Source organism: Allobosea sp. UNC402CLCol (assembly GCF_000745475.1).
Lineage (GTDB): Bacteria > Pseudomonadota > Alphaproteobacteria > Rhizobiales > Beijerinckiaceae > Allobosea > Allobosea spartocytisi.
In genome coordinates, this window is the sequence record NZ_JQJJ01000013.1 from 452,723 (window position 1) to 478,949 (window position 26,227).

Genomic DNA, 26,227 nt, shown 5'->3' on the forward strand with positions numbered 1-26,227 from the left:
CGCTGTTTCAGGAAGCGCCGCCTCAGAGGGTGCGCTTGATTTCCTCGACGCGGTAGCACTCGATCACGTCGCCAGGGCGCATGTCCTGGTAGTTCTCGAAGGACATGCCGCATTCCTGGCCAGCCACGACTTCCTTGGCGTCGTCCTTGAAGCGCTTGAGCTGGGCGAGCTTGCCTTCGTGGACCACGACGTTGTCGCGGATCAGGCGGACATTGGCGCCGCGCTCGATCGTGCCGTCGGTAACGCGGCAGCCGGCGATCTTGCCGACCTTCGAGACGTTGAAGATCTCGAGGATCGTCGCATTGCCGAGCATGGTCTCGCGCAGGGTCGGCGCCAGCAGGCCCGACATCGCATCCTTCACGTCATCCATGAGGTTATAGATGATGTTGTAGTAGCGGATTTCGACGCCGGCCCGCTCCGCCGCCTCGCGCGCTTCCTTGTGCGCGCGGACGTTGAAGCCGACCACGACCGCGCCCGAAGCCTGGGCGAGCGTGACGTCCGACTCGGTGATGGCGCCGACGCCCGAGGACAGGACGCGAGCCCGCACCTCGTCGTTGCCGACCTTCTCGAGCGCTCCGACGATGGCCTCGACCGAGCCCTGCACGTCGCCCTTGACGACGAGCGGGAACTCCTTGCGGCCGGCGCCTTCCTTCAGATCGCGCATCATGTCGGCGAGCGAGCGACCAGCGCCGGAGGCAGCGCCACGGGCCGCAAGACGATCGCGGCGCTGACGCTCGCGATACTCGGTGACCTCGCGGGCACGCGCTTCCGACTCGACCACCGCGACGCGGTCGCCGGCCTCGGGCGTGCCGTTGAAGCCGAGCACCTCGACCGGCATGGAGGGCGGAGCCTCCTTCACCTGCGCGCCGGTGTCGGCGATCAGGGCGCGAACGCGGCCCCATTCGGCACCCGCCACGATGATGTCGCCGGTGCGCAAAGTGCCGCGCTGGACGAGGACGGTCGCGACCGGGCCGCGGCCGCGATCGAGCTTGGCCTCGATGACCGTGCCTTCGGCAGCGCGGTCGGGATTGGCCTTGAGATCGAGCACCTCGGCCTGCAGCGCGATCGCCTCGAGCAGCTTGTCGAGGTTGTGGCCGGTCTTGGCGGAAACCTCGACCTCGAGGGTCTCGCCGCCCAGCGTCTCGACCTGGATCTCGTATTGCAGCAATTCGGCCCGGACACGATCGGGGTTGGCGTCGGCCTTGTCGACCTTGTTGATCGCCACGATCAGCGGCACGCCGGCCGCCTTGGCGTGATGGATGGCCTCGGCCGTCTGCGGCATGACGCCGTCATCGGCCGCGACGACCAGGACGACGATATCCGTCACCTTGGCGCCGCGGGCGCGCATCGCCGTGAAGGCGGCGTGGCCGGGGGTGTCGATGAAGGTCACCTGGCTGCCGAGCGGCGTCGTCACCTGATAGGCGCCGATATGCTGGGTGATGCCGCCGGCCTCGCCGGTGACGACCTTGGTCTTGCGGATCGCGTCGAGCAGCGAGGTCTTGCCGTGGTCGACATGGCCCATGATCGTCACGACAGCCGGGCGGGCCTCCAGGGCCTCGTCGGTGTCCGGCGTATCGAACAGGCCTTCCTCAACGTCGGATTCGGCGACGCGCTTGACCGTGTGGCCCATCTCCTCGGCGATGAGCTGAGCGGTGTCGGCGTCGATCACGTCGGTGATCTTGTGCATCGCGCCCTGCTTCATCAGCAGGCGGATGACGTCGACGCCGCGTTCCGTCATGCGGTTCGCGAGTTCCTGGATGGTGATCGTCTCGGGGATGATCACCTCGCGCATCACGCGCTCTTTCTGAGCGTCGGAGGCGCGGTGGCCGGTCATGCGCTGCACGCGGCGACGGAACGAGGCGACCGAGCGTGTCCGCTCGTCCTCGCTCCCGGTCGCGGTCGACAGCGTCAGGCGGCCGCGCGGCCGGTCATTGCTGACCTTGGGCGTCTTGGGCGCCGCCGGAGCGGGACCGCGGCCAGGCCCCGCACCCAGGCCGGGACGGCGGAACGCGGCCTTGACGTCGACATCATCAGAGCGATTGCGCGTGGTGTTGGCCGAGGGAGCCTGGCGCACGGGGCGGGCGACCGCGGGCTCGGCCGGAGCCGAAGCATCCATGCGCGGCGCACGGGGCGCATCAGAACGCGGCGGACGCGAATCCAGCCGCGGCGGGCGCGCGCCGGTGTCGCGCATCGGCGGACGCGGCGTGAACTCGCGCGGGCCGGACGGGGCCGGGCGGCCATAATACTGGGTCGGCTGGGGGGCCGGAGCTTGGTCCGGCGACGGGGCGGACTCACGCGGCTGCTGCGCGGGTGGCGGCGAAGCCGGGCGGGCGACCTGCTCGTCGCGCTGGCGCACGACGGTCTCGGCGCGGCGCTTCTGCTCGTCCTCGTGACGGCGGCGCTCCTCTTCCTGGCGCTGGCGAGCCAGGGCGGCCTCGCGTTCCTGGCGTTCGCGCTCGGCGGCCTGGGCGCGCTGGCGGGCTTCCTCTTCGGCGGCGCGACGAGCTTCCGCTTCGGAGCTGCGGGCCTCGGCCAGAGCGCGCTGGCGGGCATCCTTCTCCTCGTCGGAGAGGGTGCGCAGCAGCATGCTGCCGGCCGGACGCTGCGGCGCGGGCGCCTGAGGGGCGGGGCGCGGGGCGGACTGGGCCGGCGCCGGCTGCGGCGGACGCGGCGGGACGGGCTCCTTGACCTCGTGCCCCGGGACGCGGCGCTTGACCTCCACGACCACCTGCTTCGTGCGCCCATGCGAGAAGCTCTGCCGAACAGTGCTCTGCTCGACAGGTCGCTTCAACGACAGGGTCTTGGGCGGGTTGACGCTGAGAGTCTTGTCGCCCGGGGTCTTGCTATCGGTCATTCCGCGTTCGGTCCTGCCGGTTCGGTCGTGTCTTCGGGTTCATTCTGGTCGGATGCGGCGGTATCGTCCGTCCGGTACCGGACGAGCCGACGCCAGCGGGAGAGGACACCCTCCGCCGCCGGACCCGGAGCAAGCGCGGCATGTATCACATGTGCCCGCCCCAACGCCAATTCCAAATCCGCCGCCGTGAAAATCGCGACGACGGGCAGTCTGCGGGCCTTGAGGCCCTCGTTCTCGCGGGCCGCCTCGGCCCGCCGGATGGCCTGGCCGATCTTGCGCTTGCCGTCCTCGGCGCCATCGCTCGCCGCGATGACGGCGAGGCAGCGCCCGGTTTCGACCAGCGCCTCGACCTTGCCGAAGCCGGCGACGACGAGGCCCGCCTTGTTCGCCATCGACAACGCCTGCTGCACGTCCCGCAGCATCAGCGCGTCGATCATCTCCGGAAGGTCGGCGGGAACCGCGACCTTCGTCTTCAACGAGCGCTCGAACGCCTTGCGCCGGATCGCCTCGGTCACGGCCTTGCGACTGAGGCTCGCCCAGACACCGCGCCCGGGCAGCTTGCGCCGCAAATCCGGCACCAACGTCCCGTCAGGGCCGGCGACGAAGCGGATCAGATCGTCGGGCGCCTTCACCGCACGGGTGAGGACGCAACTGCGCTCCGATCCTTCCTTCAGCGTCGCCGCCTTCATCGCGGGCGCTCCGCTCAGGCTTCGGCGGCCTCGTCGGCTTCTGCCTCGGGCTCCTCCGCCGGAGCCTCGACCCAACCCGCATGAACGCGTGCGGCCATGATGATGGCTTCCGCATCCTGCCGGGAGAGATCGAAGCCGTCGAGATAGCCGGCATGACGGGTCGATTCACCGTCCTTGCGCTCGGTCCAGCCGGTGAGGTCGTCCGTGGCGCAGCCCGCGAGATCCTCGACGGTCTTCACGTCGTTCTCGCCGAGCGCCACCATCATGGAGGTGGTGATGCCCTCGACCTCGCGCAAGGCGTCCTCGACGCCAAGCGCACGGCGCTTCTCGTCGAATTCAGCCTCGACGGCGGCGAGGTGCTCCAAAGCCCGGTTCTGAATCTCGGAGGCGGTGTCCTCGTCGAAGCCCTCGATCGAGGCGAGCTCAGAGAGCTCGACATAGGCGAGCTCCTCGACATTGCGGAAGCCTTCGGACGCCAGGAGCTGGCCGACCGTCTCGTCGACGTTCAGCGCGTTCATGAAGATCTCGGTGCGCTGCACGAATTCCTTCTGGCGGCGCTCCGACTCCTCAGCTTCAGTGAGGATGTCGATGTCCCAGCCGGTGAGCTGCGAGGCGAGGCGGACATTCTGGCCGCGGCGGCCGATGGCGAGCGAGAGCTGCTCGTCGGGCACCACCACCTCGATCTTGTCGGCTTCCTCGTCGAGCACGACCTTGGCGACTTCCGCCGGCTGCAGCGCGTTGACGACGAAGGTCGCGACATCAGGCGACCACGGGATGATGTCGATCTTCTCGCCCTGGAGTTCGCCGACGACGGCCTGGACACGCGAGCCGCGCATACCGACGCAGGCGCCGACCGGGTCGATCGAGGAATCGCGGCTGATCACGGCGATCTTGGCGCGCGAGCCCGGATCGCGGGCGACGGCCTTGACCTCGACGATGCCGTCATAGATCTCCGGCACTTCCTGGCCGAAGAGCTTGGCCATGAACTGCGGATGGGTGCGCGACAGGAAGATCTGCGGGCCACGCGGCTCGCGGCGCACGTCGTAGACATAGGCGCGGGCACGGTCGCCGACCTTGAAGGTCTCGCGCGGGATCATCTCGTCACGGCGGATGATCGCCTCGCCGCGGCCGAGATCGACGAAGACGTTGCCGTATTCGACGCGCTTGACCGCGCCGTTGACGATCTCGCCGATGCGATCCTTGTACTCGTCGTACTGGCGGTCGCGCTCGGCCTCGCGCACCTTCTGGACGATGACCTGCTTGGCCGACTGGGCGGCGATGCGGCCGAAATCGAAGGGCGGCAGCGGATCGGCGATGACGTCGCCGACCTGGGCGGCCGGGTTATGCCGCTTGGCCTCGTCGACGGTGATCTCGATCGCCGGGTTCTCGACGGTCTCGACGACCTGGAGATGGCGGGCGAGGCGCAGTTCGCCGGTCTTGGTGTTGATCTCGGCATGGACGTCGGTCTCGGCGCCGTAGCGCGAGCGGGCCGCACGGGCGATCGCGTCCTCCATCGCGTCGAGCACGATCTGCCGGTCGATCGATTTCTCGCGGGCGACCGCATCCGCGATCTGCAGCCATTCGAGCCTGTTGGCGGCGACCACCATGGCGCTCACTCCTCTTCCGTATCTGTTTCGTGCGGAGCCGGTCCGCGCTTCTTGCCCGGACGCGGGCCGAGCGATTTTCCATGGCCCTTCTTCGGGCCGGCGACTTCGTCGGGTGCCGGCATCTCGGGCGGCAGGCCCGATTTGCCGCGACGCAGCGACTCGGTGACCAAAGCGTCGGTCAGCACGAGACGCGCATCCGCGATCAATCGCATCGGGATGGCGACGTCGCGCTCCTCGTCGCTCCTGGCATCGTCGCGGGCCAGCAGCGCATCCGTGCCGGAAACCCCGCGCAGGATGCCGCGGAAACGCTTGCGGTTGGCGACCAGCTCGCTCGTGTCGATCTTGGCGAGGTGCCCGGCCCAGCGCTCGAAATCGCTCGCGCGCACCAGCGGGCGGTCGATCCCCGGCGAGGAGACCTCGAGATAATACGCCGCCTGGATGGGATCGTCGACATCCAGCACCGGCGAGACGGCCTGGCTGATTTCCTCGCAGCCCTCGACCGTCATCGAGCCATCCGGCCGCTCGGCCATGATCTGGACGGTGCAGCCATTCTGCGCGGTCACGCGCACACGCACCAGCCGGTAACCGAGATCGACGATCGCCGGCTCGATGATCATGGCAACGCGCGCCGCCACGCCGCTCTCGACGACGAGGCGCGGCTCCTGAGCGGATGATGCTGTCGGTTCGCTTGTCGGTTCGTTCATGCCCCGGGCCGTCCCGTCTGCCTGGCGGGTCGCGGCCAATAAAAAAGAGCGGGCCGGCCGGCCCGCTCTTGATCACCGGCGTTAACCGATACCAGAGCTGTTGGCCGCTATGTAGTCCGCCTTGCGGCAAGATGCAAGCGTGGCCGCGGCCGCGCCAGAAGGGCCGAGATTTGCCCTTTCCCGCTAACCCGTTGGTCATCCTTGCGTGTCACCTTCACGGTGAAACCCTGCGCGAGGACACGGGATGAGTGCGGTCGGCACGATGCTGCGAGACCTGGAATCGACGATACAGCGTGGCTCCGGCCACGAGCGTGCCGAGATCCTCGCCCGGTTGACGGATCTGTTCCTCGCCACCGCCATCCACATGGACGAAGAGCAGGTCGGCGTCTTCGACGTAGTGATCGGGCGGTTGTCGCGCGTCATCGAGCTCCATGCCCGCATCGAGCTGGCGGAGCGGCTGGCATCGATCCCGAACGCGCCGAACGGCGTCATCCACCAGCTCGCCCTCGACGAAATCGCCGTCGCGCGTCCGGTCCTCATTCAATCGCCGCGGCTCAGCGACCAGGATCTGGTCGCGATCTCGGCGGCGAAGGGCCGGGACCATATGCTCGCCATCACCGAACGGCCCAATCTCGGCGAGCCCGTCACCGATTTCCTGATCCTGCGCGGCGGCCGCGTGGTGACGCATGCCGTCGCCTCCAACCAGACCGCGCGCTTCTCGCGGCACGGCATGGGCGTGCTGGTGATGCGGGCGGTGCAGGACGACGCCTTGCAGGCGACGCTGGGCATGCGCCGCGACATCCCCACCGAATTGTCCGAGCAACTGATCCGGGCGGCCAAGAACTCCGCCCGCAAGCGCCTCAACGAGAGCCTCGCCCTGGCGCTGGTCGACGAGATCGACGACGCCGTGGAGCGGGGCGCCGAAGCGCTCGTCGCCGACGGTCAGATGCCTAGCGAGCTCGGCCCGATCAGCGCCGCCCTGACGGAGATCAAGGAGCTGAACGAGGCCGGCCAGCTCGACGAGGCCAAGGTGCGCGCCCTGGCCCAGAGCGGGGCGACCGAGCATGCGACCTGCGCGCTCGCCGTCCTGGCGCAGCTCAGCCTGCCGGCGGCCGAGCAGATCATCCTCGGCTCCGACCGCGAGGCCGTGCTGCTCGTCGCACGCGGGCTCGGCTGGTCCTGGGAGACGACGGCGGCGCTGATCTCGCTGCGCAAGGACCTCGGCAAGTCGGAAGCCGCCATCGAGCGGGCCCGCGACAGCTTCCGCAACCTCGCCCAGAGCACGGCCCAGCGCGTGCTGGGCTTCCTCAGGATGCGCGACGCAAGGCCGTGAGATAGCTGGACACGCGGCCTTCCCTGACCGCCTTCGCCTCGTAGCGCGTGCGGATCCAGCCGGGATAAGGCCGGCGCCAATCCTCGGCGCGCTCGTCCGTCCAGTCGAAATCCGGCGAGGCGAGCAGGCGCGTCAGCGTCCAGCCGACATAGTCGTCGATATCGCTGGCGAAGCGGAAACGACCGCCGGCCTTAAGTGCGCGAGCGAACAAGCCAAGCGTGTGCTCCGAGACGAAGCGGCGCTTGCGCTGGCGGCGCTTCGGCCAGGGATCGGGATAGAGCAGGTCTATGGCGTCGAGGCTACCGGCCGGGAAGCGCGGCAGCAGCAACGCGGCATCGTCGTCCCAGACGCGGATATTGGTCAGGCCCTCGCGCTCGGCGACCGCCAGGAACTTGGCCATGCCGTTGATGAAGGGCTCGACGCCGATGAAACCGATCTGCGGGCTCTCGCGCATCCGCATCAGCAGATGCTCGCCCCCGCCGAAGCCGATCTCGAGCCGCACCGCCTCGACCGGATGCGGAAACAGCGCCTTGAGGTCGGCGATCTCGCCTTCCGGCAGGCGCAGACGCGGCAAAGTCTCTTCGATCAGCAAGCTCTGGCCATCGCGCAAGGCCTTGCCCTTGCGGCGGCCGTAGAAGGCACGTTCGTCATGATCGGAGTCGTAGGTCATGATCGTCTTCGTATCGCTTTGTCCGATGGAGCCGTCATTCCGGACGCAGCGAAGCGGAGATCCGGAATCCATCACAGAGCTGCGGAGCCTTACGATGGAGCCCGGGTCGGGCCCGGGATGACGGGGGTGTTTCAGCGACCTTATCCGTCAAGTCAAAGAAAAAAGGCCGGGTGAACCCCGGCCTTTCCATTCCTGACCCGGGGGTCAATCTCAGGCGACGGCCTTCTTCAGTGCGTCGACGAGATCGGTCTTCTCCCAGGAGAAGCTGCCGTCGCGGCCGGCCTTGCGGCCGAAATGGCCATAGGCCGAGGTCTTGGCATAGATCGGCTTGTTGAGGCCGAGATGGTTGCGGATGCCGTTCGGCGACAGGTCGACCAGCTTGCCGAGCACGTCCTCGAGCTTGGCTTCGTCGACCTTGCCGGTGCCGTGCAGGTCGACATAGATCGACAGCGGCTTGGCGACGCCGATGGCGTAGGAGAGCTGGATCGTGGCGCGGTCGGCCAGCTTGGCCGCGACGACGTTCTTGGCGAGATAGCGCGCCGCATAGGCGGCCGAGCGGTCGACCTTGGTCGGGTCCTTGCCCGAGAAGGCGCCGCCGCCATGGGGAGCCGCGCCGCCATAGGTGTCGACGATAATCTTGCGGCCGGTCAGGCCGGCGTCGCCGTCCGGGCCGCCGATGACGAACTTGCCGGTCGGGTTGATGTGCCAGACCGTGTCCTTCGAGATCCAGCCATCCGGCAGCGCCTGACGGATATAGGGCTCGACGATCTTGCGGACATCGGCTGAGGACAGGCTTTCGTCGAGATGCTGGGTCGAGAGCACGATCTGGGTGACGCCGACCGGCTTGCCGTTCTCGTACTTGACGGTGACCTGGCTCTTGGCGTCGGGGCCGAGCTTGGCGGCGTCGCCCTCGCCCTTCTTGCGGGCGAGCGTCAGCGTCTCCAGGATCTTGTGGGCGTAGTAGATCGGGGCGGGCAGCAGTTCAGGCGTCTCGCGGCTGGCATAGCCGAACATGATGCCCTGGTCGCCGGCACCGACATCCTTGTTGCCGGACTCGTCAACGCCCTGGGCGATGTCGGCCGATTGCGGGTGCAGCAGCACGTCGATCTTGCAGGTCTTCCAGTGGAAGCCGGCCTGCTCGTAGCCGATGTTGCGGATCGCCTTGCGGGCCGCCGACTTCACCTTCGACTTGATCTGCTTCTCGTCGAGATGGGTGCGGACCTCGCCGGCGATGACGACACGGTTCGTCGTCGCCAGCGTCTCGGCCGCGACGCGGACCTTGGACGGCTCATAGCCGGCCTTCACCGCCTCCTTGAAGAACAGATCGACGATCTCGTCCGAGATGCGGTCGCAGACCTTGTCGGGGTGGCCTTCCGAGACCGATTCGCTGGTGAACAGGTAATTCTGGCGTGACACGGTCGCGGCTTCCCTTGAATCTGGGCACGATGAAAGCGCCTGGCGCGGCATGCGCCAGCATGGAAAACGCCCCGTCAATGCAGCCGGACGCGTTCGCCGTCAAGCGCTATAATTCGTTTATCGGGAAGATCGTTCGACAGGTCGAACAAAACGACGCGAAAACTAGACCTTTTCGCTGTCTTCCTCGGCCAGGGCCTCGACCAGATCGATGACACGGCGGCGGACCCGACTATTCTTGATGCGGGTGAAGGCCTTGGTGAGCTGCACGCCTTCGCTGGTCGACAGGAAATCCGAAATATAGGTCGTCGCCGCGGAATCGGAAAAGCCGCCGGCCGGCATATCGCCGCTCGGCGCTCCGTCGAAGAAGAAGGCTACCGGCACATCGAGCATCTTGGCGATCTGCTGCAGGCGGCTCGCGCTGATGCGATTCGAGCCCTTCTCGTATTTCTGGACCTGCTGGAACGTCAGCCCCAAGGCCTCGCCCAGCCTCTCCTGGCTGATCCCGGCAAGCATGCGTCGCATCCGAACCCGGCTGCCTACATGGCGGTCGATCGGATTGGGTACCTTCTTGATCATCATTCAACCTGTCCTAGCATCATTGTCTTGGCCAGGAGCCGCATTCCTGGTCGGCGCGGAGGTCGTGATGTATTACAAGCCAGCGATCCGGTCCACTGGTCTCGAAAAAGTTAATGTTAGGCCCTCAGACCCGCAAAATCCGGGCCAGAGCGAGGAAAAGGGCCAAGAGTCCGGCGAAGACCAGATCGCCCCATCGCGCATAGAATGTCGGGGCGCCTGAGCGCGGCAGGCCAGCATCCAGCACGCCTTCGCTGCCGAGCGGCAGGCTGGCGACGACGCGGCCATAGGCGTCGACGACACCGGAAATGCCGGTGTTGGCGACGCGGACGAGCGGCAGGCCTTCCTCGATGCTGCGCAGCCGCGCCTGGGCGAAGTGCTGATAGGGACCGCTGGTCTGGCCGAACCAGCCATCATTGGTGAGGTTCAGGAAAAAGGCCGGGCGCGGCCCCCGCGGCACAACCGCGCCGGGAAAGACGGCCTCGTAGCAGATCAATGGCGCCGCGGTCGGCAGCCCCTTGATCGCCAGAGGCAAATGCATGCTTCCCGCCGAAAATCCTCCGGGAACCGAGACGAACTGCGACAGGCCGACGGCGCGGATCAGCGTGCCGAGGATCGGCGGCAGATATTCGCCGAAGGGCACGAGATGGACCTTGTCGTAGCTCGCGACGATGGCGCCCTCGTCGTTCACGACCTGAATGGAATTGTAGATCGGCGGCCGGCCCTCGCCCGGCAGAATCTCCCCGGCCCTTGCCGCGCCGGTGATCAGCGTCACGTCCGGCGGCAGGGCGGCCGCGATGCGCGCGAGCGCTTGCGGGGTGCGCCCGAGCAGGAAGGGGAAGGCGGATTCCGGCCAGATCACATGGGTGACGTTCTGGAGGCCCGGCGTCTGCGGACTCGTCGCCCGGTCGCTGAGCTCGAGATAGTGGTCGAGGATCGCCGCGCCGTTATTGCCGTTGAACTTGGCGTCCTGCGGCAGGTTCGGCTGCATCAGCCGCAATTTGACGCCGGCGACCAGCGGCGAGGGGCCGGGCGGCATGCGCCAGACGCCATAGGCGAAGAAGGCCGCGAGAGCGGCCAACGCCAATAGCGACGGCGCCCAGCGCCCGGACGGGCCCGCCGCGGTGCCCAGCGTCGCGGGTGCCGCGCCGATTGCCACGGCGAAGAGCGTGAGCCCATAGAGCCCGAAGAGCGAAGCGACCTGCGCGAGATGGATCTCGCCGGCCAGCATCATGCCGTAGACGTTCCAGGGGAAGCCGGTCAGCACATGGCCACGCAGCCACTCGCTGATCCCCAGCATCGCGGCGAGGACAAGGATGCGGCCCGCGCCCTTCGGCCAGAACAGCCGCGCCGCGCCGAAGGCAAAAGCCGGAAATACCGCGAGGAAAGCCGGCAGCGCGACGACGCCGAGCGGCATCGCCCAGGCAAACTTGTCGGCCTCGACCAGAAAGGCAGCGCCGAGCCACCACAACCCGGCGACGAAGAAGCCGAAGCCCCACCACCACCCGGCCACGAAAGCGGAGCGGAAGCGTTGCCAGCGCGTCGTCCCGACCGCGCCGTCCATCAGCCAGATGGCAAAGGTCATCGGCAGGACGACGAGCGGCCACAGATCCAGCGGCGGCAAGGCGAGCGCGCCGCTGGCGCCAGCGGCAAAGGCGATGAGCCGCCTGCGCCATCCCCAGGCCAGGATGACGGCCTCCGCGACCCCAGTGATCGGCATCAGCCGGGCTCCATCGCCGCTTCTTCAGGCGCCGTCCGGTCGCGGCGACGGATGGTCAGGCGCTTCACGCGGCGCTGATCGGAATCGAGGACCTCGAAGGACAGGCCCTCGGGTCCGTCGACGATCTCGCCCTGCGCCGGAACGCGGCCGGCGAGCGTGACGATCAGCCCACCCAGCGTGTCGATATCGTCGGCGACCTCGTTGCCGGAAAGATCGACCCCTGTCGCCTGCTTGAGTTCGTCGAGGGTGGCGCGTGCATCGGCCGTGAAGCAGTCGTCGCCGGCCGGCGTGATCGGCGCCTCCTCCATGTCGTGCTCGTCCTCGATATCGCCGACGACGATCTCGATCAGGTCTTCGATCGAGACGAGCCCGTCCGTGCCGCCATATTCGTCGATCACGAGGGCAATATGGGTGCGGGTCGCCTGCATGCGGACGAGCAGGTCCACCGCCGGCATCGACGGCGGAACGTAGAGGACGGGGCGCAGCAGCTTCGTGGCTGCGAGCGGGGTGGACAGATCGACCGCCGCCAGATCGTGCGGAGCCGTCCCCGCCTCATCGGCATCGGCGCCGACCATGCCCGCAGGATGGGCCTTCTCGGCGATGTATTCGAGGAAATCGCGGATATGGACCATGCCGCGGGGATCATCGAGCGAATCGTCGAAGACCGGCAGGCGCGAATGGCCGGCCGTGCGGAAATGGGCGAGGAGCTGGTCGAGCGTGACATCGGCCGGCACGGCAACGATGTCGGCTCGGGGTATCATGACATCGCTGACGCGGCGCTCGCGCAGGCCCAGCACATTGGTGAGCATGGCGCGCTCCTGCGCCGAGAGGTCGGCCAATTCGCCATTCGCCTCAGCCAGCGCCTCGACGATCTCCTCCCGCGCCGTGCCGCCGCCGCGCAATCCGAGCCGGTCGAGGAACTGGCCGAGCCAGTGGCCGAGGCCCCGGCCGGCGGTTTCGTTCTGGGATTGTCGACTGTCGTCGCTCATGGCCGTGAATGTTCTGAGAAAGACGGGGCCGGCTCGGTCACGAGCTCGGCATCGGCGTAAGGGTCGGCAATGCCGAGACGCGCGAGCGCCTCGACCTCGAGCGCTTCCATGCGGCGCGCCTCGGCCTCGGTCTCGTGATCCTCGCCGAGCAGGTGCAGCAGCCCGTGGATGACGAGATGGCGGAAATGGTCGGGAAAGCTCTTGCCCTCGGCTTCGGCCTCGCGCGCTACGGTCTCGTAGGCGACGACGATGTCGCCGAGCAGCGGGCTGGTCGCGATGCGCTCCGGCGGCGCGGCCGGGAAGGAGAGCACGTTGGTCGCCTTGTCAAAGCCGCGCCAGTCGCGGTTGACGAGGCGGACGCGCCGGTCATCGGTCAGGAGCAGGCTGAGCTCGGCCCCGTCCAGGGGCCGGCGCGGCGCAACGGCCAGCCCCGCACGAAGCGCCTCACCGGCGATGGCGCGCAAGGCTGCGAGATTGCCCAGCTCACGCCAGCGGCGCGACTCGGCACGGATATCGAGAACCAGAGCCGGAAGGCTCTCCGCGGGCGGCGCCGAACGCCGCGCGCGAGGTCGATCCTTCATCGCGGCCGCTCCCGCGCCAACATCCGCTTCAATCCCTCACTGTCGCCCTCGCGATGCGCCTCGGGAGCCGCTGCGGAATTGCGCATCGCCTCCTCGCGCTCCTCGCGTTCGCGCCTCGCCGACGCCTCATAGGCCATCACGATGCGGCGCACCAGATCGTGGCGGACGACATCGCCCTCCTCGAAGCGGGCATAGCCGATGCCCTCTACGTCCTTGAGCAGCTTCGCCGCCTCGACGAGGCCGGAGCGCTGGCCGGGCGGCAGGTCGATCTGCGAGGGATCGCCGGTGATGATCATGCGCGAGCCCTCGCCCAGGCGGGTGAGGAACATCTTCATCTGCATCGAGGTGGCGTTCTGCGCCTCGTCGAGCAGCACGACGGCGTTGGTCAGGGTCCGGCCGCGCATGAAGGCGAGCGGCGCGATCTCGATCATGCCGGTCTGCAGGCCGCGCTCGACATGGCGCGCCTCCATGAAGTCGTTGAGCGCGTCGTAGATCGGCCGCAGATAGGGATCGACCTTCTCGCGCATGTCGCCGGGCAGGAAGCCGAGGCGCTCGCCCGCCTCGACGGCCGGGCGCGACAGGATCATCCGCTCGACCACGCCCTGCTCGATCAGCGAGACGGCATGCCCGACCGCGAGCCAGGTCTTGCCGGTGCCGGCCGGCCCCTCGGCGAGAACGAGCTCGTGGCGCTTGAGCTGGCGCAGATAGGCGTCCTGCGCCGCGTTGCGGGCTCTTACAGGGCCCCGCTTCCTGGTAACGATCGCGTCGAAGGAGGCCTTGCCGGTGTCCGCCGTCGGGAAGAGCGAGCGCTGGACGTTGCTCTCCTCGATCGCACCGTCGACATCGCCGAGCGTCACCGCCGCGCCGGCCTTGGCGCGGGCATAGAGCGTCTTCAGCACGCGGACAGCCTGCTCGGCCGTCTCGCGCGGTCCCTTCGCCGTGACATGGTTGCCATTGGGATTGACGACGACGCCGAGCCGCCGCTCGAGATGAGCGAGGTTCTGGTCGTACTGGCCGAAGACCAGGCTGGCGAGGCGATTGTCTTCGAAACTCAACGTCACCTCGGTCGCCGGCAGGCCCTCGCGGGCGAGGCTCTCCCCGCGCGCCGGCGCGATCTCGCGCCGCGGGGTCCGGTCGGGTTTCGGCGTCATCGAATCAGCCTGTGCCAAATGCGTCATCTCCCTGACGGTTATTCCGGCCGGACAGGAACGACCGGCCCGGTCGTCTCACAGCATATCCGAACGCAACAATTTCAGCCTGATGACAGGGTGTGCTCAACCCGCAGATGGGGGCGAGAGGGCGCGCGCTCAAGCGGCCATTTCCTTTCGCGAACCTGCCCCGGCCTCAAATTTGTGGCCGAAGAGCGAATTGGTGCTGGTGCGCTCGATCACCACCCGCACGATATCCCCGATCTGATTCGTCTCGCTGTCGATCTGCACAGCCTGCAGATAGGGCGACTTGCCGGCAAGCTGTCCCGGGTAGCGCCCGGCGCGTTCCAGCAACACATCCACAGCCCGTCCGACCATCGCGGCGTTGAAGGCCTGGCGATGATGCTCGATGCGTTCCTGCAATCGATAGAGCCGCTCGTCCATGACGGCGCGCGGAATCTGCCCGTCGAGATCGGCGGCAGGCGTGCCGGGACGCGACGAATATTTGAAGGAATAGCTCGAGGCGAAGCCGATCTCGTCGACGAGGCGGATCGTGTCCTCGAAATCGGCATCGGTCTCACCGGGAAAGCCGACGATGAAGTCGGAGGAGAGCGCGATGTCCGGGCGTGCCGTGCGGATGCGCTCGATCAGGCGGCGATACTCGTCGCCGGTGTGCTTGCGGTTCATCGCCGCGAGGATGCGGTCCGAGCCCGCCTGCACCGGCAGGTGCAGGAAAGGCATCACCTGGGGCAGGTCGCGATGGGCGGCGATGAGATCGTCGTCCATGTCCCGGGGGTGGCTGGTGGTATAGCGGATGCGGGCGATGCCCGGCACCTCGGCGACGCGATGCATCAATCGCGCGAGGCCCCAGACGGCGCCGTCCGGGCCTTCGCCGTGATAGGCGTTGACGTTCTGGCCGATCAAAGTGACGTCGCGCACGCCGGCTTCCGCCAGCCGCTCGACCTCTGCCACCACCTGCGCCACCGGCCGCGAGAACTCGGCGCCGCGCGTATAGGGCACGACGCAGAAAGCGCAGAACTTGTCGCAGCCTTCCTGCACCGTGACGAAAGCGGACACTCCGCGCGCGCGAATGACCTGAGGCTTGGGCGCCGGCAGGAAGCCGAACTTGTCCTCGATGGGGAGATCGGTATCGACGACGCGCTTGCCCGCCGCCTCGGCCAGAAGCTCGGGCAGGCGGTGATAGGCCTGCGGGCCGACGACGAGGTCGACCGCCGGCTGGCGGCGCTGGATCTCGCCGCCCTCGGCCTGGGCGACGCAGCCGGCGACGACGATCTTCGTCTCCTGGCCCTCGGCCTTCTGGGCGGTCTTGATATCGCGCAGCTTGCCGAGCTCGGTATAGACCTTCTGCACGGCACGGTCGCGGATATGGCAGGTGTTGAGCAGGATCAGATCCGCGCCTTCCGGCGTCGCCGTCTCCTCATAGCCCTGCTCGCCCAGGATATCGGCCATGCGCTGCCCGTCATAGACGTTCATCTGGCAGCCGAAGGACTTGATGTGGACTTTCTTCATCGTCGCGGTCGGGATCTCCAAACCGTCTCCTTACTCCGGTTCGCGCGGCTTGAAAATCACCGCCATGCCGCAGCAGACGTAAAGCAAGCGGCGGGCCAGGGCTTCCTTACCCGGCGGGACGGCCGGTCACGGCTTCGCGGCGGGCGGCGCGCACCGTCGCCTCCGCCAGCCGCGTCGCCTCCTTGCGCGAGGTCGCCCGGCCCATCACGATCGGCGCGCCCCAGACCAGTTCGACATCGACCTTTCCGCAGGCGAGCACATGCCTGAGATGCGGCACGAGCTCGGTATCGCCATACCAGGCGAGCGCGCCGCGCTCGATGCGCCCGCCGGGCAGGCCCTGCCAGCCGGTATAGGTGACGGCCAGCGGATAGACCGTCACGTCGCTTTCCGTGTCGCCCATCGCCTGATGGGCGGCGCCGAGCAGCGAGGAGCGGAAGGGCAGAATGCGCGTTCCGTCCCCGGTCGTGCCCTCGGCGAAGAGGACGATATCCTCCCCCGCCGCGATGCGCGCGCCCATCGCCGCGGCGACGCCGGCCGTGGCGCTGCGGCGCTGGCGGTCGATGAAGACCGTATGCTGGAGCTTCGCCAGGAAGCCGATGACGGGCCAGCTCGCGACCTCGCTCTTGGCGACGAAGGCGAGTTTCTGCTCGGCCCCGAGCACGCAGATATCGAGCCAGGAAACATGGTTGGCGACGATCAGCGCGCCCGCCCCGGGCGATGGCGGCGTGCCCCTGACCCGGCGGCGCACGCCGAGGCAGAAGCAGACGAGCCGATGGAAGCGCAGCGGCAGGACGCCGGCCTGCGCCGGCCATGCGCGGAGGACCACGAGCTGCAACGGCACCAAAGCGAGCGTGCCGAGCCCGAGCAGCGCAAGGCGAAGCAGGGCGCCTGCGGATAGTCCGTTCATGCGCGAGCGGTTCCGGTCATCGGCGTCGGGTCGGTCCTGATGGGATGCAAGGGCTTCTCATCGCCCGATTGCGGGCGGATGTCACGCGAGATCGAGCCGCATCGCGATCGCGGTGGCGCGCGAGCCGTCGGGCTTGGGGTAGTAGCCCTTGCGGCGGCCGACCTCGCGGAAGCCGAAATGGCGATAGAGCCGCTCCGCCGGCTCGTTGCCCTCCTCGACCTCGAGGAAAACCTGCGTGATGCCCTCGCTCGCCAGATGGGCGAGATGGACGGCGAGCAGGGTGCGGCCGAGCCCGTCCCGTCGCCGCGCCGGAGAAACGACGATGCTGAGGATCTCGGCCTCGTCCGCCGCCTTGCGCGACATCACGAAACCATCCGGGCTATGGCCGCCGCCGCTGAAGACGCCATCGGCCACGACACCCGAATCGGCAATCAGCGCGGCGCATTCGGAAGGCTCCCAGCCGCGTGCGAAGCCGCCCAGATGATGCAGCGACGCGACCTGCCGCGCATGGGCGACATCGAGGCGCCCCGTCCGCGCGGGAGCCGAACCGGGATGAAGGAGCCTGCGCAACCAATCCATGCCGCTTGTTCGCACAGCCTGCCCCAAGGTCAACCCCGATCTGGCGAATGGCCTCACCGGCGCGGCAGCCGCGCCTTGTCCTGCGGGGTCGTTTCCGGCGCCTTGAGATAAAGCGGGCGCGGCGGAGCCGTCTCGGGATCGGCGATCAGGCCGAGCCGCGCCACCCAGGCGATATCGGGCGCCCTGGCGCTGTCGACCACGACGGCGTCGAGGCCGATCGCCCAGGCCTCGTTCGCCACCGCCAGCGCCGAGGAACCGACCAGGCTGACCGGGCCGGCGCCGATGGCGCGCGCCGCATCGCGATAGCTGACCTGCCGCAGCGAGACCAGCGGCTTGCCTTCCGCGCTCAGCGCCTGAAACCAGACCTGCCCGTGCCTGGCATCGAGCGCGGCGGCGATGACGCGGCCAGGCTCGCGGCCGATCAATGGCGCGGCGCAGGCCGCGACGGTGGTGACGCCCACTGACGGGATGCCGGCCGCGAAGGCGATGGCACGCGCGGCGCTGACGCCGACCCTCAGGCCGGTATAGCTGCCAGGGCCAACGGTGACGGCGACACGGTCGAGCGAGGAGAAGCCCCCCTCCACCGCGTTCATCACCCGCTCGACCAGCGGCATCAGCGCCTCGGCATGGCCACGATCCATGGCGAGCTGCTCGCTGGCCAGCGGCTGCGCCTCACCGGCGTCGAGCACGCAAGCCGAGCAGGCGCCGAGCGCCGTGTCGATCGCGAGGATGCGCATCAGGGCCTCGATCCGGGGAGGCGATCCCGCGCTTCTTCGTTCACGACCAGGCTTCGCACGACCACGCGTTGCGCTCCGATATCAAACCGCCTCGACCCCGCGCACTTCCGGCAGGAAGTGGTGCAGCAGGTTCTGGATGCCGTGCTTCAGCGTCGCGGTCGATGAGGGGCAGCCCGAGCAGGCGCCCTTCATGACGAGATAGACCGTGCCGTCGCGATAGCCGCGGAAGGTAATGTCGCCGCCGTCGCCGGCCACCGCCGGGCGGATGCGCGTCTCGAGCAGGTCCTTGATCGTCTCGACCGTCTGCGCGTCTTCTTCGGCGAAAAACTCGCCCTCCTCGATCACATCGGCGGCCGAGCCCTCCGACAGCACCGGGGCGCCCGACATGAAATGCTCCATGATGGCGCCGAGAATCGCGGGCTTCAGATGCGGCCACTCGCCGTCCGACTTGGTGACGGTGATGAAATCGGAGCCGAGGAACACGCCCGACACGCCGGACACGCCGAACAGGCGCTGCGCCAGCGGCGAGCGCTCGGCCTCGGCCGGTTCGCGCATATCGAGCGTGCCGGCGCCCATGACGATGCGGCCGGGCAGGAATTTAAGGGTCGCCGGATTCGGCGTCGCTTCGGTCTGGATGAACATGGATACCTCCGGTACCGGCGATTCAAGGTCGCCGTTCCTGGCTCCGATATAGGCCGATGGATGGAATCATTCCAGCCGGGTCGGTCAATGCCGACGTCGGTTCACGCCAACGCGTCGATCTCCTCGTCCTCCAGATGGCCGGGGACGATGGCGACGGGGATCGGGAAGCTCGCGGAGGACTTGCCGGCGAGCGCGCTGACGAGCGGTCCGGGCCCCTCGCGGCCGGTGCCGGCAGCCAGCACGAGAAGGGAAATGTCCTCATCCTCCTCGATCAGCTTGACGAGCTCATCGGCCTTGTCGCCGGTGCGTACGACCTTCTCGGGCTCCAGGCCGGCGAGCGCGCGCACGGCCGCGGCGGCCGTATCGAGACGCTTCTCGGCTTCCGCCTCGGCCTCCGCCTGCATCGCCTCGCCGACGCCCAGCCAGGTCTCGTGCTCGGGCGGCGTGGCGACGCCGAGCAGGACGATGGACGCGCCGACGCGGGCGCAGCGGCGCGCCGCGAAACGCAGCGCCTTGGCGCATTCCTCGGTGTCGTCGACCACGGCGAGGAATTTCGGGCGATGGCCCGTCTCGTAGGACCGGCGTCTCTTGACCATGGATATCCCTGTCGCCGCCTCAGGAGGCGGCATGGTGGCCCGCGCCGGCAGCCCGGCGCAAGCCCCTCGCCCGGAACCGGGCTTTCCAGATGGCGCTCAGCTCCGGACGAAGCCGATGATGTCCTTGACCTCGCGCAGGATCGGCGCCGCGATGGCGTCGGCCCGCTTCGCGCCCTCACCGAGGATGGTGTCGATATGCCTGGGATCCGCGAGCAGGCGGCGCATCTCGCCGGCGATCGGGCTGAGCTTCTCGACCGCGAGGTCGACCAGCGCTGCCTTGAAGCCGGAGAACTGGCTGCCGCCGAACTCCCTCAGCACCTCGCCCTTCGCCACGCCCGAGAGGCCGGCATAGATGCCGACGAGGTTCTCGGCTTCCGCGCGACCCTCCAGCCCCTTCTCCTCGGAGGGAAGCGGCTCGGGGTCAGTCTTCGCCTTGCGGATCTTCTGGGCGATGGCGTCGGCATCATCCGTCAGATTGATGCGCGAATAGTCGGAAGCGTCCGATTTCGACATCTTCTTGGTGCCGTCGCGCAGGCTCATCACCCGCTGGGCGGGGCCCATGATCATCGGCTCGGGCAGCGGGAAGAAGCCGAGATCGCCGGTAGCGAGGCCGAGTTCCGCGATCTGCGGGGCGAAGTCGTTGTTGAACTTCTGGGCAATGTCGCGGGTGAGCTCCAGATGCTGCTTCTGGTCCTCGCCGACGGGCACATGCGTCGCCTTGTAGAGCAGGATGTCGGCCGCCATCAGGCTCGGATAAGCGTAGAGGCCCAGCGAGGCGTTCTCGCGGTCCTTGCCCGCCTTCTCCTTGAACTGGGTCATGCGGTTCATCCAGCCCAGCCGCGCGATGCAGTTGCAGATCCAGGCGAGCTCGGCATGGCCCGAGACCTGGCTCTGGTTGAAGATGACGCTCTTCTGCGGATCGACGCCGGCTGCGATATAGGCGGCCGTGACCTCGCGGATGGCGCGCTTCAGGTCGGCGGGGTCCTGCCACATCGTGATCGCGTGCATGTCGACGACGCAATAGATGCACTCATGCGTCTCCTGCATCGCCACCCAGTTGGTCAGCGCGCCGAGATAATTGCCGAGATGCAGCGTCGAGGTCGGCTGCATGCCTGAGAATACGCGCTGGTGAAAACCCGACATGGGGCACTCCGTCGTCACGATGGAGGGAGGAAGCGGCGCTTCTGGCTCAAGCCCGCCGCTTGCGCAAGGGGAGAGCGCCGAAGGCACCCAACAGCCCGCCGACGGTGCCATAGACGACGACCCCGCCGAGGCAGAGCAGCACCAGCGCCCCGGCGCGGTACAGGATGGGCTGGTCGAGGGCGAGCGGCGCCGCCAGGGCCTTCAGCAGCAGCGGCAGGGCTCCCAGCATGATCGCGCTCGCGGCGAGGCTGGCGGCGATGGGCCGCAGATTGCTCGCGCTCGGCCGCCAGATGCCGTCCCGGATCAGCGTGGCGCCCAGCATCACGGCCTGCACGGCGAAGGCGAGCGTCGCGGCGAAAGCCGCCATCCGGGCCGCGTTGTCGCCATCGGCCAGCCCGAGGCCGACGAGCGCCGCCACCAGCACCGCAAGGCAGCCCGACAGCAGCGGCAGACGCGGCCGACGACGGGCGAAATAGACCTGGCCGAAGACCTTCGCCGCGATGGCGAAGGGCAGGCCGTAGCCGAAGGCAGCGAGCGCGCCGGCCGTCCGCGCGCGGTCGGCAGCCTCGAAGCGGCCATGCTCGAACAGCACCGAGACGATCGGATCGGCCAGCGCGACCAGCGCGGCACCGGCCGGCAGCGCCAGCGCCAGGCCCAGCGCCAGGGACTGTCCCAGCATCGCATCCGGCCCGTCCCGCCCGGCGGCATCCGCCATATCGGAGAGGACGACCGTCCCCATCGCCACGCCGACGAAGCCGAGCGGCAACTGGAAGACGCGATCGGCATAGTAGAGCGCCGCGACGGCGCCGGGCGCGATCGAGGCGATCTGGGTCGCGACCAGCAGCACGAGCTGCGCCGCCGAGGCCGCAAGCAGGGTCGCGCCGCCAGTACGCAGGAGGCGCGTCATATCCGAGGACCAGCGCAGCGCCGGGCGCGGCAGGCCAAGCCCGCGCGACGCGAGCAGGATCATGGCCAGATGCGCCAGACCGGTGAGGCTGACGCCGATGGCGAGCCACTGCGCCGCGCGCTCCGGCGCCGTGCCGTAGACATGCAGCACCAGCAGCAACCCAAGCAGGATCGCGTTCATCAGCGCCGGTGCCAGTGCCGCGACGGCGAAACGCTTTTCGGCGTTGAGCAGCGCCGCCAGCAGCGCCGCCAACGTGGTCAGCAGCAGAAAGGGCAGCATCAGCCGGGTGTAATAGGCGGCAAAGGCCAGCGTCGCCGGCTCCTCGGCGAAGCCCCCGGCGAGACCGAGCACCAGCCAGGGCGCGAAGAGTTCTCCCACCGCGACCAGAACCAGGAGCAGGAAGGCGAGATTGCCGGTGGCCTCGGCCGCGAAGCGGCGCGCCTCCTGCGGGCCGCGCTCGCGCGCGATACCGAGATAAAGCGGCACGAAGGGTGCGTTGAGCCCACCTTCTCCGAGCACGCGGCGGACCAGATTGGGCAGGCGCAGCGCCGCCAGATAGGCATCCGCCACCGGTCCGCCGCCGAGCAGGCGCGCGATCAGCACGTCGCGGGCGAAGCCGAGCAGTCGCGATGCGACGGTCGCCGCGCCGACGACGGCGGAATCGCGGGCGAGGCGGGAGGGCGGTTTCGACGCCGGCGCCCCCGGATCGGCCATCAGAGAATGAACCGGCTCAGATCGGCATTCTTCGCGAGATCCCCAATGCGCGCCTCGACATAGGCCGCGTCGATCGTCACCGCCTCGCCCGAGCGGTCCGGGGCGGTGAAGGAGATCTCGTCGAGGATGCGCTCGATCACGGTCTGGAGCCGGCGGGCGCCGATGTTCTCGACCGTGGAATTCACATCGACGGCGATGCGGGCGATGGCGTCGATCGCATCCGGCGTGAAGTCGATCGCGACCTCCTCGGTCGCCATCAGCGCCACCGATTGCTTGATCAGGCTCGCCTCGGTCTCGGTCAGGATGCGCTTGAAGTCCTCGACGTCGAGCGGGTTGAGCTCGACGCGAATCGGCAGGCGGCCTTGCAGCTCCGGCAGCAGATCGGAGGGGCGCGAGACATGGAAGGCGCCGGAGGCGATGAAGAGGATGTGGTCGCTCTTCACCGCGCCGTGCTTGGTCGCGACAGTCGTGCCCTCGATCAGCGGCAGCAGGTCGCGCTGCACGCCCTCGCGCGAGACATCGGCGCCGCCCTTGCCCTCGCGGGCGCAGATCTTGTCGATCTCGTCGAGGAAGACGATGCCGTTGTTCTCGACCTCGCGGATCGCCGCCTGGACGATGGCCTCCTGGTCGATCAGCTTGTCGCTCTCCTCGGCCAGCAGCGGGCCATAGGCGTCCTTGACCAGCATGCGCCTTGGCTTGCCCTTCTGGCCGAAAGCCTTGCCGAACATGTCGGAGAGATTGATCGCGCCGATCGAGGCGCCGGGCATGCCTGGCAATTCGAACATCGGCGTGGCGGAACCGGCGCCCGCCGCAACCTCGACCTCGATCTCCTTGTCGTCGAGCTCGTTGTCGCGCAGCTTGCGGCGGAAGGAATCGCGCGTCGCCTGGCTGGAGGTCGCCCCGACGAGCGCGTCGAGCACGCGTTCCTCCGCCGCGACATGGGCCTTGGCCTGGACGTCCTTGCGCCGGCTCTCGCGCACCAGCGCGATCGCGATCTCGAGCAGGTCGCGCACGATCGATTCGACGTCGCGGCCGACATAGCCGACCTCGGTGAACTTGGTCGCCTCGACCTTGAGGAAGGGCGCGTTGGCGAGCTTGGCGAGGCGGCGGGCGATCTCGGTCTTGCCGCAGCCGGTCGGCCCGATCATCAGGATGTTCTTCGGCGAGACCTCCTCGCGCAGCGGCCCTTCGAGCTGCTGGCGGCGCCAGCGGTTGCGCAGCGCAATCGCGACGGCGCGCTTGGCATCCTTCTGGCCGACGATGAAGCGGTCGAGCTCCGAGACGATCTCACGGGGGGAAAAGCTGGTCATTGCGGTGTTGTATCCGGATGAATTGACCCGAGATGCGCGTTATCGGCGCATATCAGGCTGCTTCGAGCGTCTCGATGACGAGGGAATGGTTGGTGTAGACGCAGATGTCGCCGGCGATCTTCATCGCCTTGCGCACGATCGTCTCGGCATCGGGCTCGATATCGATCAGGGCGCGCGCGGCCGAAAGCGCATAATTGCCGCCGGAGCCGATCGCCATCACCGCGCCGTGCTCGCTCGCCTCGGGCTCGAGCACGTCGCCCGTGCCGGAGATCAGCAGCGAGACCTCCTTGTCGGCGACGAGCAGCATCGCCTCGAGCCGGCGCAGATAGCGGTCGGTACGCCAATCCTTGGCGAGCTCGACGCAGGCGCGCAGCAATTGCGTCGGATATTGCTCGAGCTTGCTCTCCAGCCGCTCGAACAGGGTGAAGGCATCGGCGGTGGCGCCGGCGAAGCCGGCGATCACCTGGCCCTTGGCGAGGCGGCGAACTTTCTTCGCATTGCCCTTCATGATGGTCTGGCCAAGCGAGACCTGGCCATCGCCGCCGATGACGACGCGGCCGCCCTTGCGCACCATCAGGATGGTGGTGGCGTGCATGACGGGAGCATTGCTGGATTCGGACATGAGGAACTGTGACCGGAGATGGGGCTGCGGAAGACGCAACATGTTCAGGCAGAGCCACACTATCAAGAGGGGGCGCTTTTCGGCAGGGCGCAGAGCCCGTGCGCCAACGAGGTCAGGCGGCGAGCGTCGAGACTGAAGGGTCCGCGATTCCCCGAAGGTCGCGGCCTGTCGAATAGTTCAAGTGTAAACCTGCCGATCTCTGTACGAATTTCCTATTCCCAGCAGGATGACTCTTCGGCATCCAGGGATAATCGCGTCAGTATTCTAGGTCAGCAGTGCATCTATCTCTTAATCAGTTTTTTATCGTTGGCGACGGATGGTCGGCTTGTTGAAGCGGTTTCCTCGTTCGGGAAGCTGCCCCGGGGCCATCATCATGAAATCAATCCGCCTGAAAATTCTCGCCATGCTCGCTATCGTTGTGGGCGGGGCCGTTATTTCCGCGATCATCAGTCTCTACGGTCTGCACAAGGCGGATGACCTCAATACGCGTGCCGAAATCCAGGGCAATGTCGCGCTGCTGACGCAGCGGATCAACGGCGTCGTCACCGCCGTGGTGATGGAGTCGCGCGGCATCTACATGTCGAAGACCCCGCAGGAGGCCGATACCTACGCCAAGGGGATCGACGACCGCATCCCGACGCTGCGCAAATTCGTCGCCGATCTGGAGAAGATCGCTCCTGTCGAAGAGCGGGCCACGGTCGCGCAGATCGCCAAATCCGTCGAGGAGTTCATCGCCTTCCGCACCGAAACCGCCCGGCTCGGACGCCAGGTTTCGGCGGAGGCCGCCAATGCCCAGGGCAACAACGAAGCCAATCGCGCCAATCGCAAGGCCTTGAACGATCTGCTGATCAGCTTCAGCCAGCGCGTCGAACAGGCCGGCATCGTCGTCGGCGACGAGGCGACGGCCTTCACCCGCCAGATCCAATGGCTCTTGCCGCTGATGCTGCTGGCGACGCTGGTGGTCTCCATCGGCTTCGCGCTGGTCTTCGCCCAGCGCTCGATCACTCGCCCGATCCTCGACCTCAGCAAGGTTATGGAGACGCTCACCGCCGGCGATACCAGCGTCGACGTCCCTCACACCGGCCGTCCCGACGAGATCGGCGCCATGGCCCGCGCAGTGTCCGTGCTGCGCCAGAGCACCGAGCAGGTCGCGCTGCTGCAGGAGCAGGAGCGTGCCGCCGCCGCCGCGCGGCTGGCGCGGGCGCAGTCGATGGAGGCGGTGGTGTCGGATGTCGGCGAGGTGGTCGCGGCGGCGGCGGCCGGCGATTTCTCGGCCCGCCTCCAGATCGACGATGCCGACGAGCAGATGCAGCGGCTGGTCGCCGGCATCAACGAGATCAACAGCGTGGTCGACGGAGCGACGACGGAGTTCGCCGGGGTTCTGCAGGCTGTGGCCGGCGGCGACCTGACGCGTCAGGTCGAGGGCGGCTATCGCGGCCGCTTCGCCGATCTCCAGGGCGCGATCAACGAGACGGTCGAGCGCCTCTCGGCCACGGTCGCGACGATCCAGACGACCTCGGCCGATGTCGGGCTCGCCGCCCGCGAGATCAACATGGGCGCCGACGATCTCTCCAAGCGCACCGAGGAACAGGCCTCCTCGCTGGAAGAGACCGCCGCGACCACCGAGGAGCTCGCCGCGTCCGTCAAGGCCTCGGCCCAGGCCTCGAAGGATGCCGCCCGCATCGCCGACGAGGCGATGCAGGCCGCCCAGTCCGGCGGCGCCATCGCCGGCCAGGCGGTCGAGGCCATGGCCCGCATCGAGAGCGCCTCGCAGAAGATCTCCGACATCATCCGCGTCATCGACGACATCGCCTTCCAGACCAATCTGCTCGCGCTCAACGCCGCGGTCGAGGCGGCCCGCGCCGGCGAGGCCGGCAAGGGCTTCGCCGTCGTCGCCTCCGAAGTGCGCACCCTGGCGCAGCGCTCGGGCGAGGCGGCCAAGGACATCTCCGGGCTGATCTCCTCCTCCAATGACGAGGTCGGCGCCGGGGTGAAGCTGGTGCGCCAGGCCGGCGACCAGCTGGCCCGCATCCTCGAAGCCTCGCGCAAGGTCGCCGCCACCATCGCCGACATCTCGGCGGCGGCGGGCGAGCAGGCCAACGGCATCGACGAGATGAGCCAGGCGGTGGCGCATCTCGACGAGATGACACAGGCCAATGCGGCGCTGGCCGAGCAGAGCGCGGCCTCGGCCGGCTCGCTCTCGGGCCGGATCGGCCAGCTCAACGACCTCGTCGCGACCTTCCGCACCGGCCGCGA

23 protein-coding genes are annotated in these 26,227 nt (G+C 68.1%); 2 read left to right on the forward strand and 21 right to left on the reverse strand.

The window, feature by feature from the left end; genetic code table 11:
* Positions 1 to 22 precede the first annotated feature (22 nt).
* Genes infB through rimP form a run of 4 tightly spaced genes read right to left on the reverse strand, consistent with a single transcriptional unit; the run spans position 23 to position 5,854 of the window.
* On the reverse strand, positions 23 to 2,854 hold the full coding sequence (infB, locus tag GY40_RS18385; RefSeq protein WP_038365077.1) for a translation initiation factor IF-2: 2,832 nt from the start codon (positions 2,852 to 2,854) through the stop codon (positions 23 to 25).
* Complete coding sequence (locus tag GY40_RS18390) at positions 2,851 to 3,543, reverse strand: RNA-binding protein (RefSeq protein ID WP_081925504.1); 693 nt, start codon at positions 3,541 to 3,543, stop codon at positions 2,851 to 2,853. Before GY40_RS18390 ends, infB begins: the two co-directional genes overlap by 4 nt.
* Before the next feature lie 14 nt (positions 3,544 to 3,557).
* A complete protein-coding gene (gene nusA, locus GY40_RS18395; RefSeq protein WP_038365079.1) occupies positions 3,558 to 5,150 on the reverse strand; it encodes a transcription termination factor NusA in 1,593 nt (530 codons plus the stop codon).
* Between the two features lie 5 nt (positions 5,151 to 5,155).
* On the reverse strand, positions 5,156 to 5,854 hold the full coding sequence (gene rimP / locus GY40_RS18400) for a ribosome maturation factor RimP (RefSeq protein ID WP_051988256.1): 699 nt from the start codon (positions 5,852 to 5,854) through the stop codon (positions 5,156 to 5,158).
* Between the two features lie 244 nt (positions 5,855 to 6,098).
* Here rimP and GY40_RS18405 point away from each other — a divergent pair, with 244 nt between their 5' ends.
* Complete coding sequence (locus GY40_RS18405) at positions 6,099 to 7,187, forward strand: DUF2336 domain-containing protein (RefSeq protein ID WP_038365081.1); 1,089 nt, start codon at positions 6,099 to 6,101, stop codon at positions 7,185 to 7,187.
* On the opposite strand, the gene GY40_RS18410 is transcribed toward GY40_RS18405, so the two are convergent.
* From GY40_RS18410 to hslV, 17 genes are all read right to left on the reverse strand, one after another.
* Positions 7,162 to 7,857, reverse strand: a complete 696-nt coding sequence (locus GY40_RS18410) for a tRNA (guanine(46)-N(7))-methyltransferase TrmB (protein WP_038365348.1) — start codon at positions 7,855 to 7,857, stop codon at positions 7,162 to 7,164. The two genes, GY40_RS18405 and GY40_RS18410, sit on opposite strands and share 26 nt — an antisense overlap.
* Positions 7,858 to 8,067: 210 nt before the next feature.
* Positions 8,068 to 9,273, reverse strand: a complete 1,206-nt coding sequence (gene metK / locus GY40_RS18415; RefSeq protein ID WP_038365084.1) for a methionine adenosyltransferase — start codon at positions 9,271 to 9,273, stop codon at positions 8,068 to 8,070.
* 162 nt (positions 9,274 to 9,435) lie between these two features.
* Positions 9,436 to 9,849 (reverse strand): helix-turn-helix domain-containing protein, encoded by a 414-nt coding sequence (locus GY40_RS18420; protein ID WP_038365350.1) that lies wholly within the window; start codon positions 9,847 to 9,849, stop codon positions 9,436 to 9,438.
* A gap of 124 nt (positions 9,850 to 9,973) precedes the next feature.
* Positions 9,974 to 11,566, reverse strand: a complete 1,593-nt coding sequence (gene lnt / locus GY40_RS18425; RefSeq protein ID WP_038365087.1) for an apolipoprotein N-acyltransferase — start codon at positions 11,564 to 11,566, stop codon at positions 9,974 to 9,976.
* On the reverse strand, positions 11,566 to 12,555 hold the full coding sequence (locus GY40_RS18430) for a hemolysin family protein (protein WP_051988257.1): 990 nt from the start codon (positions 12,553 to 12,555) through the stop codon (positions 11,566 to 11,568). Before GY40_RS18430 ends, lnt begins: the two co-directional genes overlap by 1 nt.
* On the reverse strand, positions 12,552 to 13,136 hold the full coding sequence (gene ybeY, locus GY40_RS18435; protein ID WP_051988258.1) for an rRNA maturation RNase YbeY: 585 nt from the start codon (positions 13,134 to 13,136) through the stop codon (positions 12,552 to 12,554). The genes GY40_RS18430 and ybeY overlap by 4 nt, the downstream gene beginning before the upstream one ends.
* Positions 13,133 to 14,287 carry a PhoH family protein gene (locus tag GY40_RS18440; RefSeq protein ID WP_081925517.1) on the reverse strand — a complete coding sequence of 385 codons (1,155 nt, stop codon included), beginning with the start codon at positions 14,285 to 14,287 and terminating at the stop codon, positions 13,133 to 13,135. Before GY40_RS18440 ends, ybeY begins: the two co-directional genes overlap by 4 nt.
* A gap of 156 nt (positions 14,288 to 14,443) precedes the next feature.
* On the reverse strand, positions 14,444 to 15,814 hold the full coding sequence (gene miaB / locus GY40_RS18445) for a tRNA (N6-isopentenyl adenosine(37)-C2)-methylthiotransferase MiaB (RefSeq protein ID WP_038365359.1): 1,371 nt from the start codon (positions 15,812 to 15,814) through the stop codon (positions 14,444 to 14,446).
* Between the two features lie 106 nt (positions 15,815 to 15,920).
* On the reverse strand, positions 15,921 to 16,721 hold the full coding sequence (locus GY40_RS18450) for a lysophospholipid acyltransferase family protein (protein ID WP_038365090.1): 801 nt from the start codon (positions 16,719 to 16,721) through the stop codon (positions 15,921 to 15,923).
* Between the two features lie 81 nt (positions 16,722 to 16,802).
* Positions 16,803 to 17,300 (reverse strand): GNAT family N-acetyltransferase, encoded by a 498-nt coding sequence (locus GY40_RS18455; protein WP_038365093.1) that lies wholly within the window; start codon positions 17,298 to 17,300, stop codon positions 16,803 to 16,805.
* A 53-nt stretch (positions 17,301 to 17,353) separates the two neighbouring features.
* Positions 17,354 to 18,037 (reverse strand): tRNA (adenosine(37)-N6)-threonylcarbamoyltransferase complex dimerization subunit type 1 TsaB, encoded by a 684-nt coding sequence (gene tsaB / locus GY40_RS18460; protein WP_038365095.1) that lies wholly within the window; start codon positions 18,035 to 18,037, stop codon positions 17,354 to 17,356.
* Positions 18,038 to 18,118: 81 nt separating this feature from the next.
* Positions 18,119 to 18,679 (reverse strand): NifU family protein, encoded by a 561-nt coding sequence (locus GY40_RS18465; RefSeq protein ID WP_038365097.1) that lies wholly within the window; start codon positions 18,677 to 18,679, stop codon positions 18,119 to 18,121.
* Between the two features lie 101 nt (positions 18,680 to 18,780).
* Positions 18,781 to 19,275, reverse strand: coding sequence for a universal stress protein (locus GY40_RS18470; protein WP_038365098.1), 495 nt, complete (start codon positions 19,273 to 19,275; stop codon positions 18,781 to 18,783).
* A gap of 96 nt (positions 19,276 to 19,371) precedes the next feature.
* The gene (trpS, locus tag GY40_RS18475; protein ID WP_038365100.1) at positions 19,372 to 20,418 is read right to left on the reverse strand and encodes a tryptophan--tRNA ligase; all 1,047 of its coding nucleotides are present in this window, start codon (positions 20,416 to 20,418) and stop codon (positions 19,372 to 19,374) included.
* 46 nt (positions 20,419 to 20,464) lie between these two features.
* Positions 20,465 to 22,039, reverse strand: coding sequence for a murein biosynthesis integral membrane protein MurJ (gene murJ / locus GY40_RS18480; RefSeq protein ID WP_051988259.1), 1,575 nt, complete (start codon positions 22,037 to 22,039; stop codon positions 20,465 to 20,467).
* A complete protein-coding gene (hslU, locus tag GY40_RS18485; protein ID WP_038365101.1) occupies positions 22,039 to 23,349 on the reverse strand; it encodes an ATP-dependent protease ATPase subunit HslU in 1,311 nt (436 codons plus the stop codon). The genes murJ and hslU overlap by 1 nt, the downstream gene beginning before the upstream one ends.
* 52 nt (positions 23,350 to 23,401) lie before the next feature.
* The gene (gene hslV / locus GY40_RS18490) at positions 23,402 to 23,971 is read right to left on the reverse strand and encodes an ATP-dependent protease subunit HslV (RefSeq protein ID WP_282568291.1); all 570 of its coding nucleotides are present in this window, start codon (positions 23,969 to 23,971) and stop codon (positions 23,402 to 23,404) included.
* Between the two features lie 373 nt (positions 23,972 to 24,344).
* Here hslV and GY40_RS18495 point away from each other — a divergent pair.
* The coding region (locus GY40_RS18495; protein ID WP_197062775.1) for a methyl-accepting chemotaxis protein at positions 24,345 to 26,227 on the forward strand (1,883 nt) is incomplete at its 3' end.